The 18,595-nt window shown below is 64.8% G+C and carries 12 protein-coding genes; all 12 read right to left on the bottom strand.

The window, feature by feature from the left end:
* Positions 1-1,232: 1,232 nt before the first annotated feature.
* The 12 genes from ACXAFN_RS07245 to ACXAFN_RS07300 all read right to left on the bottom strand — a co-directional run bounded on the left by ACXAFN_RS07245 (position 1,233) and on the right by ACXAFN_RS07300 (position 18,309).
* Complete coding sequence (locus ACXAFN_RS07245) at positions 1,233-3,758, bottom strand: glycosyltransferase family 4 protein (protein WP_474987532.1); 2,526 nt, start codon at positions 3,756-3,758, stop codon at positions 1,233-1,235.
* Complete coding sequence (locus ACXAFN_RS07250) at positions 3,755-4,792, bottom strand: glycosyltransferase family 4 protein (protein WP_474987533.1); 1,038 nt, start codon at positions 4,790-4,792, stop codon at positions 3,755-3,757. Before ACXAFN_RS07250 ends, ACXAFN_RS07245 begins: the two co-directional genes overlap by 4 nt.
* The gene (locus tag ACXAFN_RS07255; RefSeq protein ID WP_474987535.1) at positions 4,789-6,288 is read right to left on the bottom strand and encodes a methyltransferase domain-containing protein; all 1,500 of its coding nucleotides are present in this window, start codon (positions 6,286-6,288) and stop codon (positions 4,789-4,791) included. Before ACXAFN_RS07255 ends, ACXAFN_RS07250 begins: the two co-directional genes overlap by 4 nt.
* Entirely contained in the window at positions 6,272-7,513 is a 1,242-nt protein-coding gene (locus ACXAFN_RS07260; protein WP_474987537.1) for an ABC transporter ATP-binding protein, read from the bottom strand. Before ACXAFN_RS07260 ends, ACXAFN_RS07255 begins: the two co-directional genes overlap by 17 nt.
* Before the next feature lie 12 nt (positions 7,514-7,525).
* A complete protein-coding gene (locus ACXAFN_RS07265) occupies positions 7,526-8,329 on the bottom strand; it encodes an ABC transporter permease (protein WP_474987539.1) in 804 nt (267 codons plus the stop codon).
* Complete coding sequence (locus tag ACXAFN_RS07270; protein WP_474987540.1) at positions 8,329-9,519, bottom strand: glycosyltransferase family 4 protein; 1,191 nt, start codon at positions 9,517-9,519, stop codon at positions 8,329-8,331. The genes ACXAFN_RS07265 and ACXAFN_RS07270 overlap by 1 nt, the downstream gene beginning before the upstream one ends.
* Positions 9,516-10,700, bottom strand: coding sequence for a glycosyltransferase (locus ACXAFN_RS07275; protein WP_474987542.1), 1,185 nt, complete (start codon positions 10,698-10,700; stop codon positions 9,516-9,518). Before ACXAFN_RS07275 ends, ACXAFN_RS07270 begins: the two co-directional genes overlap by 4 nt.
* The gene (locus tag ACXAFN_RS07280; RefSeq protein WP_474987544.1) at positions 10,690-12,153 is read right to left on the bottom strand and encodes a mannose-1-phosphate guanylyltransferase/mannose-6-phosphate isomerase; all 1,464 of its coding nucleotides are present in this window, start codon (positions 12,151-12,153) and stop codon (positions 10,690-10,692) included. The genes ACXAFN_RS07275 and ACXAFN_RS07280 overlap by 11 nt, the downstream gene beginning before the upstream one ends.
* Before the next feature lie 122 nt (positions 12,154-12,275).
* Entirely contained in the window at positions 12,276-13,640 is a 1,365-nt protein-coding gene (locus tag ACXAFN_RS07285; protein ID WP_474987545.1) for an undecaprenyl-phosphate glucose phosphotransferase, read from the bottom strand.
* A gap of 13 nt (positions 13,641-13,653) precedes the next feature.
* Entirely contained in the window at positions 13,654-15,138 is a 1,485-nt protein-coding gene (locus ACXAFN_RS07290) for a TolC family outer membrane protein (protein WP_474987547.1), read from the bottom strand.
* Positions 15,139-15,142: 4 nt separating this feature from the next.
* Complete coding sequence (locus ACXAFN_RS07295; protein ID WP_474987549.1) at positions 15,143-16,525, bottom strand: HlyD family type I secretion periplasmic adaptor subunit; 1,383 nt, start codon at positions 16,523-16,525, stop codon at positions 15,143-15,145.
* On the bottom strand, positions 16,522-18,309 hold the full coding sequence (locus ACXAFN_RS07300; RefSeq protein ID WP_474987551.1) for a type I secretion system permease/ATPase: 1,788 nt from the start codon (positions 18,307-18,309) through the stop codon (positions 16,522-16,524). The genes ACXAFN_RS07295 and ACXAFN_RS07300 overlap by 4 nt, the downstream gene beginning before the upstream one ends.
* Positions 18,310-18,595 lie beyond the last annotated feature (286 nt).

Here is an 18,595-nt window from a genome sequence, read left to right on the forward strand (position 1 = left end):
GCGAGCAGGCCCAATGTATAGGCGTACTTCCACACAAGTCAACGCCCCAAAATAAGGCCAATAAAAGATGAATATTCCTCGCTCAGCACAAACCATAAGAAAAATCTCAAAGCCATGTAAGAGATTTGCCACTCCAGCAACAGGCTGCGAACAACCGAGCAATCTCAATCTCTTGAATTGCGCAAAAAACCCCTCCATTTCTTCCTGCTTGCCCGAATCTGCACAGAAAAAATCTCAAAGCATCATCGATTTTCGCGACTCGAAAGATCAGCGAATGGGCAGAAGAATTGCACCATAAATAATGACCTATTTCACAAAAAAACAATAAAAACAATAATTTGAAAGAATAAAATTATACTTAGCACACCTTTTCCCCCGGGAGAAATCGGGGCATCTTCATCAAAAAAATCATGATGGCCTTTTCGGCACAGAATCGACGAATGCGTTGATTCGCTGTCTCATCTCAGCGATTCGCATACAGAACAATGTGACGTTTTTCGCACAGAAAATAAGCTTTTTATACAAATAATGTAGGCAAGTCTCACCAAAAACAGGAAGACAACACCTCCTTTCCTCATCATATATAGCCACGCGCAATCCCAAGAAGATCGATCCTGCACACAATAGACTTAGAGACAAACCTCAGGCCTCTCACAAAAAAAATGTGCACAAAGATCAAAATGCTTTTTACTGCACAAAAAACGGGCATAAAAAGCGAATCGCCTACAACAAAACAGGTGACGACAGTCCCTCGGACACGTCAGAGAGTCTTCCCTCGACGACCTTTCAGATGGCCGAGGCGAGTAATCGTCATTTTCGGGTGTGGTATGAGGATCGCCTCGCCGGCCGGCGCCATGACGGCACTAGCGGGGCGACGGACGTCGCCAGGCCGCTTTCATGAGGAGATACCAGGGCGTTCGAGGTAGCCGGGGCTGCTCCGGGTCCAACTCGACGAAGGACTACGGTGTCGACCGTGGTGCGGTCCGTTCCACCCTGTCGACATACCTGACGCAGACAACCCACGGGCGAATTTGAGCCTGCCGGCCGCATCACCGAGGCATCGGCTTGCCGTGGTACGCCCTCGAATCGAGACAGGCCTGGCTATGAATCACACCAGGACAACGCATCGGCATGTAGCCGTCTCGCTTCAATGGAGCCGTAGATTACGACCGCATGACGGTGAGGGGGACAGAACCGCCGGTCAGCCCGTAGGGCTTACCGGCCAGTCGGCATCAGGAGGGTTGGTGGGAGTCAACCGTCAGGCAGGCCCGGGCGATGCGTCGCCAGTCGAAGTACTGCTCGGTATGACGTCGGGCCGCCCGAGTCCGCGCCGTGCGCTCGGCGGAGGCGGTGGCCAGGAGGTCGGCCAGCGAAGAGGCAAGCTCCCCTGGCGGCGCTTGCCAGACGGCATCGGCGGCGAAATTGAGCCCGCGGTTGCCGAAGGGAGTGGTGAGGATGGGAACGCCGGAGGCAGCGTAGTCGAGCATCTTGAGATTGCTTCCCGAGCCGCCGAGCATCGGATTGAGCGCCGCATCGGCCGAGGCCAGCAGCAGCTTCAACTCGGCGTCGCCGACCAGGCCGGCGCAACGCATGTTGTCGGGAAGGTTTCCCAACTCGGGATGTTGACAGAGGCTGCCGACCAGCAGGAAGTCCACTCCCGGATGCGCTGGAGCCAGGCGCCGGGCGATGAAATGAGCCGCCTCCAGGTTGGGGCCATGCCAGCTGCCGACGAACAGCGCCAGTGGACGACTCTGGCCCAGACGACGCTGCCAGGAGCGACGGGCAACGTCGTCGACATAGGGCAGCGCCTCGATATCGGCCCCATTGGGAACCACCCGTCCCTTGTCGGGCGGCAGATGATAGCGGCGGCGAAAGGCGGCAAGATCGCCCTCCGCGCAGGCCAGCAGGCGCTGGCTTTCTCGGCAGGCCAGGGCCTCAGCCCATTCGATGTCGGCGAGCAGCCCCTCGGCCAGGCGTCGGTCATCCTCATCTTCACCCGCCAAAGCCGTGGCGAGAATCCCGCGCTTAAGGTCGACTTCGACATTGTGAGACTCGTACCACCAGGGTCCATCGACATGAGCCCGTGCGGCGCCTACCAGATAGGGGTGGGCACAGACCGTCAGGCTGGCCACGGCCGCATGCGCCTCAAGCGCCACCACGAAGGCGGGATTGGCCGCCCAGCCACGAATGGCATAGAGATCGTCCAGGGGGGCATCCAGGCGCTGCGAGAGACGGTGTAGCTCGTCGAATTGCTCAGGGGTGAGAGGAATTCTATGTTCCTCCAACCCAGGGGCGATCCACTGGCGCCGGGGCGAATCGGCCTGGGTATCGAGCGCCAGCAGGGTGATGGTCACTCCGGCCTCCCGGGCCAAGTGGCGATAGAGATGGAAAATCCGGTTCTGCCCCCCCCCTTGAGGGGGATAGACCGGGAAGGTGTTGAGGACCAGCCAGCGTTCGCCATCTCCGACTCCTACCGCCGGGATATCGAGGGCATCATGGGGCATAGTGTCATCGGGCGCTGCAGCACCGGTCGGGGCCAGCAGGCGACGGGCAGTATCCGCCCAATCGACATGCGATACCGCCTGACGGGCGCGAGCCCCGAGGGCACGAGTCGCCTCCGGGTCAGCCTCGGCGCTTTCCAGGGCCTGCCGGAGGGCGTCGACCTCCGGCGCGACGCACCAGCCGGTGATGCCATGTCGCACAAACTCGGTGGGCCCGCCACTATCGGTGCAGGTGATCACCGGTTTACCCAGCGCCATCGCCTCCACGGTGATCAACCCGTAATCCTCCTGGCAGGGCACGAAGGGCACGGCCAGAGCATCCCGGTAGTGATCGATCAGCTCTGCATCGGGCACGAACCCCAGGAACTCCACTCGCTCATCACCCATGGCGCGCGTTTTCAGGGCCTCCTCCAGAGGCCCGGTGCCGGCGATCCGTAAGGGCTCAAGACAGCGACTCGACAGGTAGGCTTCCAGCAACAACTCGATCCGCTTTGGACTCTCGAGGCGACTGGCGGTGAAAAAGCCCCTCCCTTCCCTTTTGTCGGCCACCTCGGCGGCAGCCTCCTCCTGCGGGGCGAAGCAGGGCAGATCCGAGGGATGGTGAATGACCTGGATCGGCACACCGCGAGGAAAATAATCGGGACGCCGCGTGATGGTCCGCGAGATGGCGCTGTAGCGGGAGATACGCTCCGGCGCCATGGCGATGCGATCCAGATGGTGCACCAGGGCGCGCGCCAGCGGTCCTGGGAAGGCTAGCAGGGGAGCCATGGCGGGATCATCGGCCAAGGCCTCGAAGGCCTCGAACAGCTCACCCAGCCGGCCGCGCTCGGGCTCGGCGGAGAGCAGCCGGCGCAGATCGTCCCGCGCCGGGCTGGGCACGACCAGGGCGGCAGCCGCCTCCCCGCCATGGGGCCAGGCTTCCGGCGTGAAGGCATCGCACTCGGCCCGTTCCGGCCACGGCCAGGTATCGTAGAGCCCGCGCAGCGGATGCTGGAGATAGAGCCGGTGATCGTCATGCTCGACCATCCAGGCCGGATACTTCGTGGTGATGATGGTATCGAAATGGCCGACATCCAGCTCACTGAACCGCCGATAGCTGGCCATCACCTCTCGCAGGTCGCGCTCGGGGCTGGGCAGCTTCAGCAACTCAACCGCATGGTTCTCGGCATTCAGGTGTTGCCAGAGCCCCCACCAGAGTTTCTCCGCCCCACCGATGGTGAAGGGCACGGGGCTTGGCGCCACGATGCCGATCTTCATGCCTGGCTCCTGTCCAGCAGCCGATCAACCACGTGATCCCAGGAGATCGACTGCTGCTCGTAGTGCTCACGACCGGCCCTTCCCATCTCGGCGGTCCGGGCACGGTTGGCCCAAGCCTCGTCGATGGCGGCAGCGATCGCGCGCGGGTCAGGCTCCACCGTCCACCCAGTCTCACCGTGGCGAACGAATTCCAGCGGGCCTCCGCTATCGGTGCAGGTAATCACCGGCTTGCCCGCCAGCATGGCCTCTAGAGTGATGTAACCGTAGTCCTCATCGAAGGGACCGAAGAACACCGCCATGGCGTGGGCGTAAAAGGCGTATTTCTCGGCCTCGCTGAAGCGCCCAGTGAGACGGATGCGCTCGCCCAGGCCATGATGCGCCACCAGAGACGCGAAACGGCTGCGCTGACCGCCGTCACCGGCGATCAGGATCCTGGCCGGACTCTCCAGGTGCCGGGCAGCCTCGATCAACAGGTCCTGGCGTTTGAGGCTCTCCAGACGGCTAGGATAAAAGACATAGCCCCAGTCCTCGGCACGAAAGAACCGCTCGGCGCCGTGGGGCGGGTGATAGAGCGGCTCGGCGTTCAGTCCATTGTGATTCTCGAGGCGCTCGGCGACACGACCGGAGTTGGCGAACAGACGGTGTGCGCGGGCCAGGTGGTGATCGTCGAAGGCCTTGACCCGGTCACGCAGGCGGCGCAAGGCGTCACTGGCCTCAGCTTCGTCGAACAGCTCGTAGACGGCACGATGCTGATGCATCACCCAGACCACGTGCTCGGGATGGGTGACGCCGTAGCCGGGAAACTGCAGGCTGATCACCCGGTCGACCTCCACACCGTTGGGCGCGGTAAGGTCCAGCCCCGCGGCATGCTCCATGGAGCGCTCGACATCGGCCTCGGGCTGGAACCGAAACGGCAGCCGCAGCAGCTCCACGTCGTGGCCATGGCGGGTCAGGGCCTCGGTCACGCCTTGAACGTGGAAGTCCGCTCCTCCCCGCATGAAGGGCACCTGGTTGGCGGTGACGATGACTCTCATGCGACGGCCGACTCCTCATCCTCGACAGGGGAAACGCCCGGCGAGGCCTTCAGCCCCACCACGGCGAAGTCCTGAGGGCCGCACAGGTGGCCGTTGACACGCTGGGTCAGCGGATCGTCGCCCGGCACCAGAGCGTCTTCCGGGTAGGCATTGAAACGGCGCACCTCAACATCGCCGAAGCCGTGATACGTCAGCAGGAACTGCATGGCGGTCGGCGTCAGCGGGTTACGATGGGTCGGGTCGTGATAGAAGGTGTGGCTACCCACCAGGAGGTTTTCCGGGTTGGGCGTTTCGAGGATCAGCACGCCACCCGGCGCCAACACTCGCTGAGCCTCGTCCACCAGAGCGTAGAGGACTTCGAAGGGCAGATGTTCGGCGATATGAAAGCCGCTGACCAGGGCCTGGCTACCGTCGGAAAGCGCGCGCAGTGCCCCTAGAGCATCCTGATGACGGGCCTCGAAACCATGCTCTCGGCAATGCTCGACCATGGCAATATTGAGGTCCACGCCCACGGCCCGGAAGCCTTCTTCCCCGAGCAACGATAGCCACTCGCCCCGGCCGCAGCCCAGGTCGATGGCCTGGTCACCGGCCTGGCGCGCCTGGTCGAGCTGCACGAGATAATGACGCAAGTGACCGAGGATCTCCTCTTCACTGCCGCGGCAGGCGGCCTCGAAGGCAACATAATAGGCATCCAGCATCTCCTCGCGGACCCGTGCCGGCTCAATGTCGCCTCGTGGCGCCGGTTCGGCTTCCAGGGCCCGTTCGAAGGCTCGCCGCTGGTGCTGTTGAGTGCTCCACAGGGCCGCCTGCTGCTCGCGAAGAGCGCGTACCTCGGCATCGTTGGCTTGCTGGTGTGCCAGGAAATGGTCGAGCCGGCCGAGCTGGCCGTCCACATCGGCCAGGACGCTGATCATCTGCCCGTAGAGCTGTTGAAGGCGAGCCTCGGTGCGACAACCGCCGACCTCGAGCCGCCAATGCCGGCGAGACATACCCTCTACCGCTCGGTAAGCACCGACCAACACCGGCCGCACCACACGCTCAAGACGCCCGCATCGTTTCAGATAGCCCAGGGGGGGCAGCAGTTTCCCCTCGTGCTCCACCTCGAGACCGACATTGTCGCGGAACCGACGCGACTCGTCGGATGCCATCAGGGCCGCCAGCGTATAGAGCCTTCCTACACGCGGCACCCGCCCCAGGTAGTTAGCCAGCCCCTCGGGGTCGGGCTCGCGGCCGAGCAGGTGACGATAGAGCCCCCTGACGAACGCCTCGTCGCCCTGATCCATGACCAGCAGCTCGGCCAGCCGGGGGCGGCGCGGCTCGAGCAGCGGGCTTCCATCGTCTTCCCGGGCCGCCTTGAGCTCGTCGATCAGTCGTTGATGCGCGAACATCGGCGGTTCGGGCGCCTCGCGCCCCTCCCCCTGTGGCTCGGGCAGCTCGCGGGCGACCCGCTTGAGCCGCGCCATCAGGCGCTCCAGGTCATCAAAGGTCTGTGGCATGGGGGCTCCTCGATGAAGAGTTGGTGGCCGCCGGTTCCAGCTCGAGGCTCATGGGCAACCGGCAGAGTCCGCCGAAGGGCGGTGCCTCGCCGAAGCCCGCCACCTCGAACTGACGATAGCCATCGCACCACCAGTAACAGTCGTCCAGGTGATGGTCACTGGAGTGCAGGGCCAGGGTCACGGTGTACTTGCCGGGGGCGATGTCGGCCTTGACGGTCAACCGCACCTCGCGTTGTTCCCCGGCGGCCAGCGCCAGGGATCGCCCCAGTTGGTGGGTGTTGACGCCGAAGATATCCTGACCGAAACGATCGCGGATCATCAGCCCCAGGGTCAGGTCGTCCACGGCCTGGTGGGCCATCAGGTTCAGCGACAGGCACAGCTCCTCGCCGCTGGTCAGGGTGGCGCTGCCGCTGCAGCGTCCCACCAAATGGCCATCGAGAACCTGCACCTCGCCGCTACCGTAGGCGCCCTGGTGGCGCGCCTGGAAGCGCCCCTCTTCCTCCTCGGCCTGGCGCGCCATGACGCGGTTGTAGTGGTTCACCGCGTCATCGGCATCGCCATTGAAGGTGATCGCGCCATCCTCGAGAACGATGGCGCGGTCGCAGAGCATCTTCACGGCATTGAGATCGTGGGAGACGAACAGGATGGACCCGCCGGCCTCCTTGAACTCGCGGATCTTCTTCATGCATTTCTGTTGGAAGTAGCCGTCGCCGACCGATAGCGCCTCGTCGACCAGGAAGCAGGCGGGATCGGCATGAATGGCCACGGCGAACCCCAGCCGCATGACCATGCCCGAGGAATAGGTGCGAAGCGGCTCGTGAATGTAGTCGCCGAGTTCCGAAAAGGCGACGATCTCCTCGCGACGCGCCTCGATCTCGCGGCGATTCATGCCGATCATCAGGGCGTTGACGGTGATGTTCTCGAGGCCGCTGAGCTCTGGGTTGAAGCCGGTGCCCAGCTCGAGCAGGCCGGTGACGCGTCCCTCGATGTGCATGGTGCCGCTATCCGGCAGCAGAACGCCGGTGAGCAGCTTGAGCAGGGTCGACTTGCCGGCGCCGTTGCGCCCCAGCACCCCCAGCACCTCGCCTTCCGCCACCGAGAAGTCGATGCCCTTGAGCGCCCGGTGAGCGGTATGCCGAGGGCGCCCGCCCAGGGCCTCGCGCAAGCGATCGCTGGGCTTACCGTAGCGCTTGAAGGATTTATGCAGGTCTGTGACCGCGATCATCGGAATCTCCCGCTAGAAGCTGTCGCGCAGGTCGCGCTCAGTACGCGCAAGCAACCAGAAGGCCAGGGCCACCAAAGCCAGGGTCACGACGGCCAGCGCCGCCAGTCCCGACCACTCGGGGAGCTGCTGACGCATGATCAGATCGCGATAGGCGCCGACGATATGGAAGACAGGGTTCAATGCCAGCCAGTCGAGGACCCAAGCCGGCAGGATATCGGTGACATAGACGATCGGCGTCACCCAGAACCATAGCTGCAGCCCCACGGCCACCATCTCGCGGATATCCTTGAGATAGACCGCCAGCACGGCGAGGGTCAGGCCCAGGCCATAAAGGAAGGCGCACTGCAGGGCGAACACCGGTACCAGGCCCAGCCACCAAACGGAGATGGGAAACTCCACCAGCCACAGGAAGGCCGCGAAGAACCCCATGGCCACCAGGTGCGGTACGCTCTCGGCAAGCAGGACCGACAGCGGCAATGCCTTGAGAGACACCCGCACCTTGGTGATCAGATGCCCCTGTTCGACGAACAGGTTGGTGATGCGCTCCAGGCACTTGGCGAATGCCATCCAAGGCAGGATGCCGGCGATCAGGTAGATGCTGTAACCATACTGATCGAGCTCGGCCCCGAAGCCTTCCAGGCGAGCCCCCATGATGCGGGAGAACACCAGCACGAACACCAGGATGGTGATTAGCGGGCCGATGAAGGTCCAGGTCCTGCCCAGCACCGAGCCCTTGTGGCGGTCCACCAGCTCCTGCTTGGCCAACTGGGCCACCAGGGGCAGGCTATCGAGAAACAGCCGAGGTACGCGCCACATCATCGAGCCTCCAGGGCCATCTGCAGGGAGTCGGTCAACGCACGGGCGGAATACCGCCAGCTATAGCCTTCGGCGCGCCGGCGGCCGCGCCGAATCCGCTCGCCATGGTCCTCGTCGAGCAGCCGCTGCAGCCCCTGGCGAATCGCCCCGACGTCATCGGGAGGCACGACCAGCGCCGCGTCTCCTCCGACCTCGGCGGTGGCGGTGACATTGGCCGTGAGCACCGGAGTGCCGGCCGCCATCGCCTCGATGACCGGCATGCCGAAGCCCTCATAACAGGACACGTACACGAATCCGGAGGCTAGTGCATAGAGCCCCGGCAGGTCGCTCCCCGGCACATACCCCAGCCGGCGGATGGTCCCCGCCTCCAGGGCTCGCCGCACCTCGGGTCCGAGCCGCTGCTCCCCCCAGCCCTGCATGCCGGCCAGCAGCAGCGGAGCGGCGCGCTGATCGCCATCGGGTAGCTCGGCGAAGGCCTGCATGACATTCGCCAGATTCTTGCGTGGTTCTAGGGTCCCCACGCTGAGCAGGAAGCGTTCGGGTAAGTCATAACGCCGAGTCAGCGCCTCGACCGCATCCGCTCCCGGTGCGTCGAAAAACCTCGAAGACACCCCCGGCGGGACGATATCAATGCGATCATCATCGATGCCATGCAAGGCCTGGAGCTCTCCCGCCGTAAAGTGCGAGACCACGTTGATGCGGGTCGCACGACGCAGGCTCTCGGGGAGGTGACGATCGAAGAAGGCGAGGCGATCCCGGGGATGGAAAGCCGGATAGCGCTGGTGCGACAGGTCGTGGACAGTCACGATGCTCGGCCCCTGCCATGGCAGGAGGATATAATTGGGTTCCCAATAGATGCTGTCGCTACGCCGTTGCAGGCGCCGGCCCTGATGACGCAGGCGCTGACTGCATAACCAACGGTAGCCGGCACGCGTCAGGGGGTTACGCAGATAGCGACGGGCCATGCCCCACAGGGGGCCCCGCTCATCGAACGCCGAGACAGCCGTATCGGCCGAGGAAGACGGCTGGGCCAGCAATGAATGCTGCGCACTCAGGGTCTCGAAACGTGTGCCACAGACCCCCGTCACGGCCCGCTGTTGTTCCAGCAAGCACAGCGTCAACTCACGCGTATAGTGTCCGATGCCCGTCAGGGGCGTCAGCAGCGGTTGAAGATTGACGATCACGTTCATGGTGAGAGCTCGTCGGTTTCCAGGTGGGTCAAGTGATCGAGCAACCGCCGCCAGAAGTCCCCGGCGCCGAAGCGCTGCGCCTGGCGGCGGCAGGCCTCGGGCGAGATGTCACAGGCCTCGAAGGCGGCGACCGCCTCGCTCAGGGCGGCGGGGTGCTGGCGGTCGAAGAACACGCCGGTAGCCGCCGCGCCATGCGCCGGGCCGAGCACCGTCTCGCACGCACCGCCACGCCCGTAGGCGATGACGGGGGTACCGCAGGCCTGGGCCTCGAGCGGCAGGATGCCGAAGTCCTCGTCGGCGGCGAAGACGAAGGCACGCGCCCTGGCCATCAGCCATGCGAGCTCGGCGTCCGGCCGATAGCCGAGCAGCTCGATGTTGTCGGCCCCCTCGGCCAGGCGCTCGAGACGACGGCGCTCGGGCCCCTCCCCCACGACCCTGAGACGCCGCCCGGGCATCTCGCGGAAGGCTTCGACGATGAGGTCGAGGCGCTTGTAGGGCACCAGCCGCGACGCGGCCAGGTAGTAATCGTCGCGCTCCCCGCCATGGAAGGCGAACCCGGACAGGTCGACCGGCGGATAGAGCACGCTGGCCTCGCGCCGGTAGTACTTGCGTATGCGCCGGGCGACGTTGTCGGAGTTGGCCAGGAAATGATCGACCTGGCTGGCGGTGAAGTGATCCCACTCGCGAAGCCGCTTGAGCGTCATCCGCACCAGGCTCTCGAGCCCGGGCAGGCGCAGGCCGGCGTCGCGCAGGTAGGCTTCCTTCATGTCCCAGGCGTATCGCACCGGCGTGTGGCAATAGCAGACATGGCGCTGGCCGGGGTGCGTCACCACGCCCTTGGCCACGCAGTGGCTCGACGAAATGACCAGATCGAAGGCCGAGAGATCGAACTGCTCGATGGCGTACGGCATCCAGGGCAGGTAGTGACGGTAGTGGCGCCTGGCCAGCGGCAGACGCTGTATCAGGCTGGTGTGGACCCGGTGCCGGGCGATACGCCCTCGCTGCGCCTCGGGCAGGAAGTCCACCAGGGTGAAGAGCTCGGCCTGGGGGAAGGCCGCGAGCAAGGCGTCCAGCACCTTCTCGGCACCACCGTGCACGACCAGCCAGTCGTGCACGATGGCGACGCGCCTCCCCTGCCCCCAGCGGCGAAGGCCTTCCAGGGCCTCGCCATCAGCCATCATGATCGGCGCCGACCGGGGTGCGTCCGTAGATATCGTCGAAGCGCACGATGTCGTCCTCGCCCAGATAGTCGCCGGTCTGCACCTCGATGAGACGCAGGGGAATCCGGCCGGGATTCTCCAGGCGGTGCACCGTGCCGAGCGGTATATAGGTCGATTCGTCCTCGCTGAGCAGGAAGCTTTTCATGCTGTCGCTGTCACCATGGCCGCCGCCCAGGGTAACGCGGGCCGTGCCGGCGACGACGACCCAATGCTCGGCCCGGTGGTAATGCATCTGCAGCGACAGGCGTCCGCCCGGCTTGACGACGATCTCCTTGACCTGGAAGCCGCTGACACTGACCAGGCTTCGATAGTGCCCCCAGGGGCGATAGACGCTCTGGTGAGACTGGAACTCGGCGCGGTCGCTGGCCTTCAGGGCATTGACGATCTGCTTGGTATGCTGGGCGTGGTCGCGGTTGGCGACCAGCACGGCATCCTCGGTTTCGACGATCACCAGGTCCTTGACGCCGACCCCGGCCACCAGGCGCGACTCGCTGCGCACCAGATTGCCGAACGACTCGAACAGCATGACATCGCCCTGGGTGGCATTGCCGTCCGGGTCGGCGGCACGACGCTGGAGATCGTGAATGGCGTCCCAGGAGCCGATATCGCTCCAGCCGGGATCCATCGGCACCACCGCCGCGGCTCGGGTATGCTCCATGACGGCATAGTCGATGGATTCGCTGCGACAGTCGATGAACGACGCCTCGTCGAGGCGCAGGAAGTCCATGTCCTCTCGCCGACCCGCGAAGGCATGCCGGCACTGTTCCAGGATGTCGGGGGCGTGGGTGGCCAGCTCGTCCAGATACTGGCGCGCGCCGACCAGGAAGATCCCGCTGTTCCAGAGATATTCGCCGCTCTCGAGGTAGGCCCGGGCGCGCTCGACATCCGGCTTCTCGATGAAGGAGTCGACCCGGAACCCGGCGCCCAGGGGTTCACCGCGGCGAATATAGCCATAGCCGGTATGCGGTGACGAGGGCTCGATGCCGAAGGTCACGAGGCGGCCTGCCTCGACCAGCCGCCGGCCCTGCTCGACGGCACGCACGAACGCCTGGGCGTCCTCGATGACATGGTCGGCCGGCATGACCAGCAGGCTGGCATCGTCGTCCTGCTCCAGGGCCACCAGCGCCGAAAGGGCCAGTGCCGGAGCCGTGTTGCGTCCGACCGGCTCGAGCAGGATACGCTCCGCCGGCCTGCCGATCACCTGCAGCTGTTCCGCCACCAGAAACCGATGTTCGTCGTTGCAGACCACCAGGGGCGAACGACAGTGCTCCATGCCGGCCAGACGCAGTGCGGTCTCCTGCAGGAGGCTGTGTTGCTCCGAGTTCAGCCTCAGGAATTGCTTGGGATAGTGCTCGCGAGACACGGGCCAGAGGCGCGATCCCGAGCCCCCGGACAGGATGACGGGCCTGAGCATGAATCCTCCATGGATGGATGTTGTTCGAGCGCTTCCTGCGCCGAATTCCAAGGGAATCGGCGCTGGATGATACCACCTCGCCCGGACGGATGGGAGCGCGGCTCCTGCGGGACTCCGACGCCCTAGGGGTGCTGATTGACGAAGCCCTTGGTCAGCGTCATGAGCAGCACCTTGAGGTCCAGTGCCGGCGACCAGTTGTCGATGTAATAGAGGTCGTACTCGACGCGCCGGCGCATCAGTTCCACGTCGTCGGTGATGCCGCGCAGGCCGTTGACCTGTGCCCAGCCGGTCATGCCGGGCTTGACCCTGTGGCGCTGCATGTAGGCCTCGATGACGTCCTTGTAATGGTCGTTGTGGTCCATGGCGTGTGGCCTCGGCCCCACCAGTGACATCCTGCCCTGGAGCACGTTGTAGAGCTGGGGCAATTCATCCAGGCTGGTCCGACGCAGCAAGGCGCCCAGGCGCGTGATGCGGGGATCGCCATCGGTCGCCTGACGGGTGATGCCACCGGTGGCATGCGGCCGCATGGTACGAAACTTGTAGATCCGGAAGCGCTTGCCATCCAGGCCATGGCGCTCCTGCTTGAACAGCACGGGCGCCTGCATGCGCCAGCGAACGAGCAGCGCAATCACCAGCATCAGGGGCAGAAAACCCAGGAACAGCACCAGCCCGAGCAGCCGGTCCTCCATGGCCTTGACGAGCCGCATCGGCCCGTTGAGCGGGCTGACGTTGAGGTCCAGGGAATACATGTCGGCCACCTTGGCCACGCGATGGTTGAGCAGCCGAACGTCGGACAGGTCGGGGAAGTAACGCAGGTTCACGGGCACCGACAGCAGGCTGTCGGAGATGCGCTTGACGATGTCGCCGTCCGTCAGCGGGTAGCTCAGCCAGATCTCTTCGTACTGGCGGCGATACATGCTGCTCGCCGCCAGCGACTCGACACGCTCCAGGATGTCGGTCTCCGGGTCATCGATCAGCGTATCGACCAGCCGGTAGCCGATATAAGGCAGCCCCTGGAGGCGTTCACGCACCCGGGCGACATTCTCGGGCTTGCCGATCACCACGACGCGCTTGAGGTTGCGCCCCCGGGCCCTGAGCCGTCGCAGGATGGAATAAAGTCCGCCCCTGAGCAGCAGCCCCACGCCGAGCACCCCCAGTGCGGAGATCGACATCCAGGCGCGAGAGTAGAGGATGGCGCTCTGGGTCAGGACCAGGAAGACGCTGAGCAGCACTATCGTCAGCAGCCAGGTCAGGCCATAGACCCCCAGCATGGTGAAGAGGCTGCGACCCCGCCATGGCTGGTAGAGACCCAGCAGTTCGCCGCAGGCCGGCAACAGCAGGCTGCCGGAGAGGATCAACAGCGGGTAGCCGAGGCCTTCGGTATGATCCAGCCCCGACATGACCAGCAGCACGACCGAGGATGCGGCCAACGCGATCACGGCATCGAAGAGACGCATCAAGCGACGCAGCCAGTCGGCGCCGGACATCAGATCTCCCATGTCAGCCGGCCGCGGCGGAGGGCTGCGTCAGGTCTCTGAGTGCCTCCATGGTGCTCAACAGGTCGTCGGAGCCGAGATCGCCGACCGCCACCTCCAGCTTGAGGCGATCCAGCAGCAACTGCCGCACCGTGTCGACGTACTGGATCCTCAGGTCATACAGCTCGGCCCTGGCATCCAGCACGTCCACCAGGGCGCGCAGGCCGAGCTGCTCGCCCTTTTCCGCAGCCTCCAGGAACAGGCGGCTGGATTCGATGGACTGCTGGAGCGCACTGAGCTGCCGGCGATTGCCCTCGAGGTTGCGCAGTCGCTCGCGCACTTCCTGGCGCGCCAGGCGCTGCGCATTGGTCAGCGAGGCCTCCCGGGCCAGGGTGGACAGCTCGCCCTGCCGCACGTTGGCGCTGGTGAAGCCACCGCGATACAGCGGCATGTCGAGCTGAACGCTGGCCCGGCCGTCGCGGCTCTCGCGGAAGGGGTCGTTGGACGCCCGATCCGAATAGCTGAGATTCAGCGACACCTCGGGATAGTAACCGCCTCGGCGCGCTCGGGTATCGGCCGCGGCCACCCCCAGCTGGCGATCGGCCAGCATGACCTCGAGGTTGTCGGTGGTACGCGGCAGCCAGGCGTCCATTCCGCCCTCGGCGCGGGGCGGGCTGAACGACGAGAGATCCCCCAGCGCCTGGCCGAAGACCGGACGCTGCCCGGTCAGGCGTTCGATCTCCCCCACCGCGGCGTCCAGCTGATTCTCGGCCTCGATGCGATCGGCGACGGACTGGTCGAGGCGCGACTGGGCCTCCAGGACATTGAGCCGATTCCCCACCCCCAGCTCGTAGGAGCGCGACGCCTGACGGAGCTGAAGCTCCAGGGACTCGCGCTTGGAATCCAGCAGTCCCGCCTTGCGCGACGCCAGGAAGGCCCCCAGGTAGGCCTCCACGACGGCCATGGCCAATTCGCTCTCGCCCACCGCCAGCTTCAAGCGAGCCGCCTCGACCTGGGCCTCGGCCTTGTCCACGCCGCGCCAGCGCTCGACGCTGAACAGCGGCTGGCTCAGGCTGAGCCGCCAGCTCGTGTCCGTTGTCCGGCCCTCGAAACGCGCCTCGTTGTCGCTCGAGGTAAAATCGTTGCCGGGATCGTAGTCGGGGTTATCCGTGTAGTAATTGTCGCTTTCCTGGTAGGTGTAGCCCCCGCTGGCGCTGACCTGGGGCTTGAGCTGCGACCAGGCCTTGCCGACCTCCTGCTCGGTCGCCTGCAGCTGGTAGCGCTGGCTGGCCAGGTCGCTGTCGTTCTCCAGTGCCAGGCCGAACAGCTCGGGCAGCCTTGGCAGCGTCGAGGCCCCCGCCGCGCCCTGCCCCTGGGCGAGGCGCTCGAGGGGCGTCGTGTCGGCCGCCATCAACGGCGCGGGGAGGGCCGCGCCCAGCAGGCCCAGGTACAGGGCCGCCCACCATGGGGATGGCCGCCTGCCAGGTTTCCGGTGCGCGATCCTGCGCATGTCCTTACTCCTCTCGCATCGCCCGCGCGAGCATGTCGGTGATGGGCTTGGCGACGTAGCTGGCAAAGGTACGCTCACCGGTGCGAATCATGACTTCCGCCGGCATGCCGGACAGCAGCCTCATCTGCTCGGTCATGTCCTGCTCGCCCGCCTCGGTCACCTTGACCCTTGCCTTGTAGTACATCTGGCCGGTGGCCTCATCCTCGAAGCTGTCGGCACTGAGGTGGATGATCTCGCCGTCGATCTCGTTGGTCAGGCGCTGGTTGAACGCCGAGAAGCGAATGTTGGCCGACTGGCCGATATAGAGGTTGTCGATGTCGCGATTGGGCACGCGCGCCTCGACGACGAAGCCATCGCCGGTGGGCACGATATCCATGACCGGATCGCCCGGGCGGATGACGGCTCCGTCGGTGTGCACCTTGAGCCCCACCACGGTGCCCGAGGCCGGGGCCGTGATAGTGGTGCGCTCGACCTGGTCGTCGAGCGAGGTGATGCGCTCCTCGGCCTCGGCGATCTGGCTCTGGGCGCTGCGCAGCTGCTCCCCGACATCCGACTGGAACTCCTGGCGACGCACCTCCTGCTTGACCCGATTCTCGCTGATCTGGGACTTCAGGCGCGCGATCTCGGAACGAGCACTCGCCACTTCGCCCTCGTACTCCAGGATCTGACGCTCGAGCTCGCGCAGGCGCTGATTGTCGCCGAGCCCTTCCCGGAACAGGGAGCGGAAGTCCTCGGCCTCGTCGCGCAGCGAGGCGATGCGCCGGACATTCACGCCGATGCGCGCCTCGAGGCCCTCGATCTGCTCCCGCATCTGGTTGGTCTGCTCGTCCAGGGAGGCCAAGGTGCTCTCGAGGGACTGGCGGCGAGCGGCAAACAGGCTGCGCTGGACGGCCAGCACTTCCTGGACGCGATCGCGCTCGCTCTCGGTCAGTTCCGCCGGAAAGCTCAGGGTGTCGGCGCCTCGCTGCTCGGCCAGCAACCGGATTTCCATGGCCCGGTTGATCAGGTACTGGGAGCGCGCGATGTCCAACTGGGAGCGAGCCTGGGTGTCGCTGAGGACGATCAGGGGATCGCCGACCTCGACATGGTCGCCATCGCGCACCAGGATCTCGCGCACGATGCCGCCTTCGAGATGCTGGACGGTGCGCTTGAAGGATTCAATGGAGACGCTGCCCGGCGCCACTACCGCCACCGCCAGCTTGGCGGTCAACGCCCAGGTGCCGAAACCGCCGAAGGCCAACAGCAGGATGATCATGCCCAGCCGCCGGAAGCCCTTGTCGCTGGTCGGCAGGCGCTCGCTGTATTCACCCTCCAGCGTCTGCGGCCCCGGCGTGATGTCGATGCTCGGCGGCTGGTTGCCTCGATGCTTGTCGCGCGTGTCGGTCATTGGTCCTGCTCCTCGCTGCTGGTGCCGGCGTCCGACTGTCCCCCGGAGCGATGCCCCACGGCAGCCAGACGCTGACCGCCGCCCTGGCCAACCCGCCGCTGGGGCGCCCTCTTGGCGAACTGCGCCATCACCTGGTCACGGGGACCGAACATGTTGACCTGCCCGTCCTTCATGACCATCAACTTGTCCATGTTCTTGAGCACGCTGGTCCGGTGGCTGATCACGAACAGGGTAGCCCCCTCGCTCTTGAGCTGGGCGATCGCCTGGGACAGCGCCCTCTCGCCGGCGTCATCGAGGTTGGAGTTCGGCTCGTCGAGCACCACCATCACGGGATCGCCGTAGAGGGCACGCGCCAGCCCTACCCGCTGGCGCTGCCCGCCGGAAAGCGCACCGCTGGCGGCAGAAATATAGGTGTCATAGCCATTGGGGAGCTCGAGAATCATCTCGTGCACGCCGGCCTTCTTGGCGGCCGCCACGACCTTGTGCGCATCGACCTCGCCGAAGCGGGCGATGTTCTCGCTGACCGAACCATCGAACAGTTCGATGTCCTGGGGCAGATAACCGATATGGGGCCCCAGCTCGTCACGATTGAAGTGATTGATCTCGGCGCCATCCAGGCGCACGTTGCCAACCTGGGCCGGCCAGATGCCGAGCAATACCCGCGCCAGAGTCGACTTGCCGGCGGCACTGGGGCCGATGATGCCGACATGTTCGCCACGCGGCACCTCGAAGTCGATGCCCCGTATCGTGGCCATCCGAACGCCGGGCGGCGCCGCGGCGACGGTTTCCACCGCCAGATGGCCCTCCGGCGCCGGCAGCGACATGCGGCGCTGCTCGTCAGGGATCTGGGTGAGCAGCTCGTTGAGGCGGTCGTAGGCGCCGCGGGCGCCGACGAAGCCCTTCCAACTGCCGATCATCTGATCGATGGGCGCCAGGGCACGTCCCATGATGATCGAGCCGGCGATCATCATGCCGGCGGTCATCTCGCCTTGAAGCACCAGGAAGGCGCCGAGGCCGAGAATCAGCGACTGGAACAGCAGTCGCAGCACCTTGGAAGCATTGCTCAGGGCCCCGGCACGGTCGCTGGCCCGGGATTGCTTGGCCAAGAACGCATGATGCTTTTCCGCCCAGCGCCCCATGATTCCGGGCAACATGCCCATGGCATGCAGCACCTCGGCGTTGCGCAGGTTCGAGTTGGCCAGCTCCTGGGACTTGATCTGCTCGTTGCTGGCCTCGGCCAGCAGCCCCTTGGTGGCCTTCTCGTTGCTGATCGCCAGGATCAGCAACACGACGCCGGCACCGGTGGCGAACAGGCCAAGCCAGGGATGGAAGAGGAACAGCACCCCCAGATAGACGGGAATCCACGGCACGTCGAAGAAGGCGAACAGGCCGTTGCCGGTCAGGAATTGACGCAGGCTGGTCAGATCGTTGAGGGGCTGCGCCGATTGGCGGCCCTGGGCCGCGACACTGCGGCGGAACATGGCGCTGTAGAGCCGCGCGTTGATGCTGGTATCCAGCTTGTTGCCCACCCGCACCAGGATGCGCGAACGCACCAGTTCGAGCCCTCCCATCACCGCGAACAGGAAGATCACCACCAGGGTCAGCATCAAGAGCGTTTCCTCGCTCTTGGTGGTGATGACCCGGTCATAGACCTGCAGCATGTAGAGAGGCGGCACCAGCATCAGCAGGTTCACGAACATGCTGAAGAAGCCCACCGAAAGAAAAGATCCCTTGCAGGCACGGAGCGAGAGCTGCAAGTCCGTTGCGTCCTGTTGCTTTGCCATGGGGCGATTCACCGATTGGGAGGGTACGTCGTAGGCTAACCGCTAGCGCATCGAGCCGAGCGCCGGAGAGTAACAGAATCCCCGAAATTTACATAGACGAAAGCGCCGAAAACGGCGCATTCACTGCCTCTTTTCCCGGATCTTAAAGACCGAAATACCACATGAAAATCAATTGACTAAATATAATTAACCATGACGATGACGGAGCACATGGCCCGAAGTCATGCGACAACTTCATTCCACATGCGACCCCCAGAACGCAGGCAGGCCCCGACCACTCGGCCGA

The sequence above is a fragment of the Halomonas sp. ABH4_019 genome, assembly GCF_056159885.1.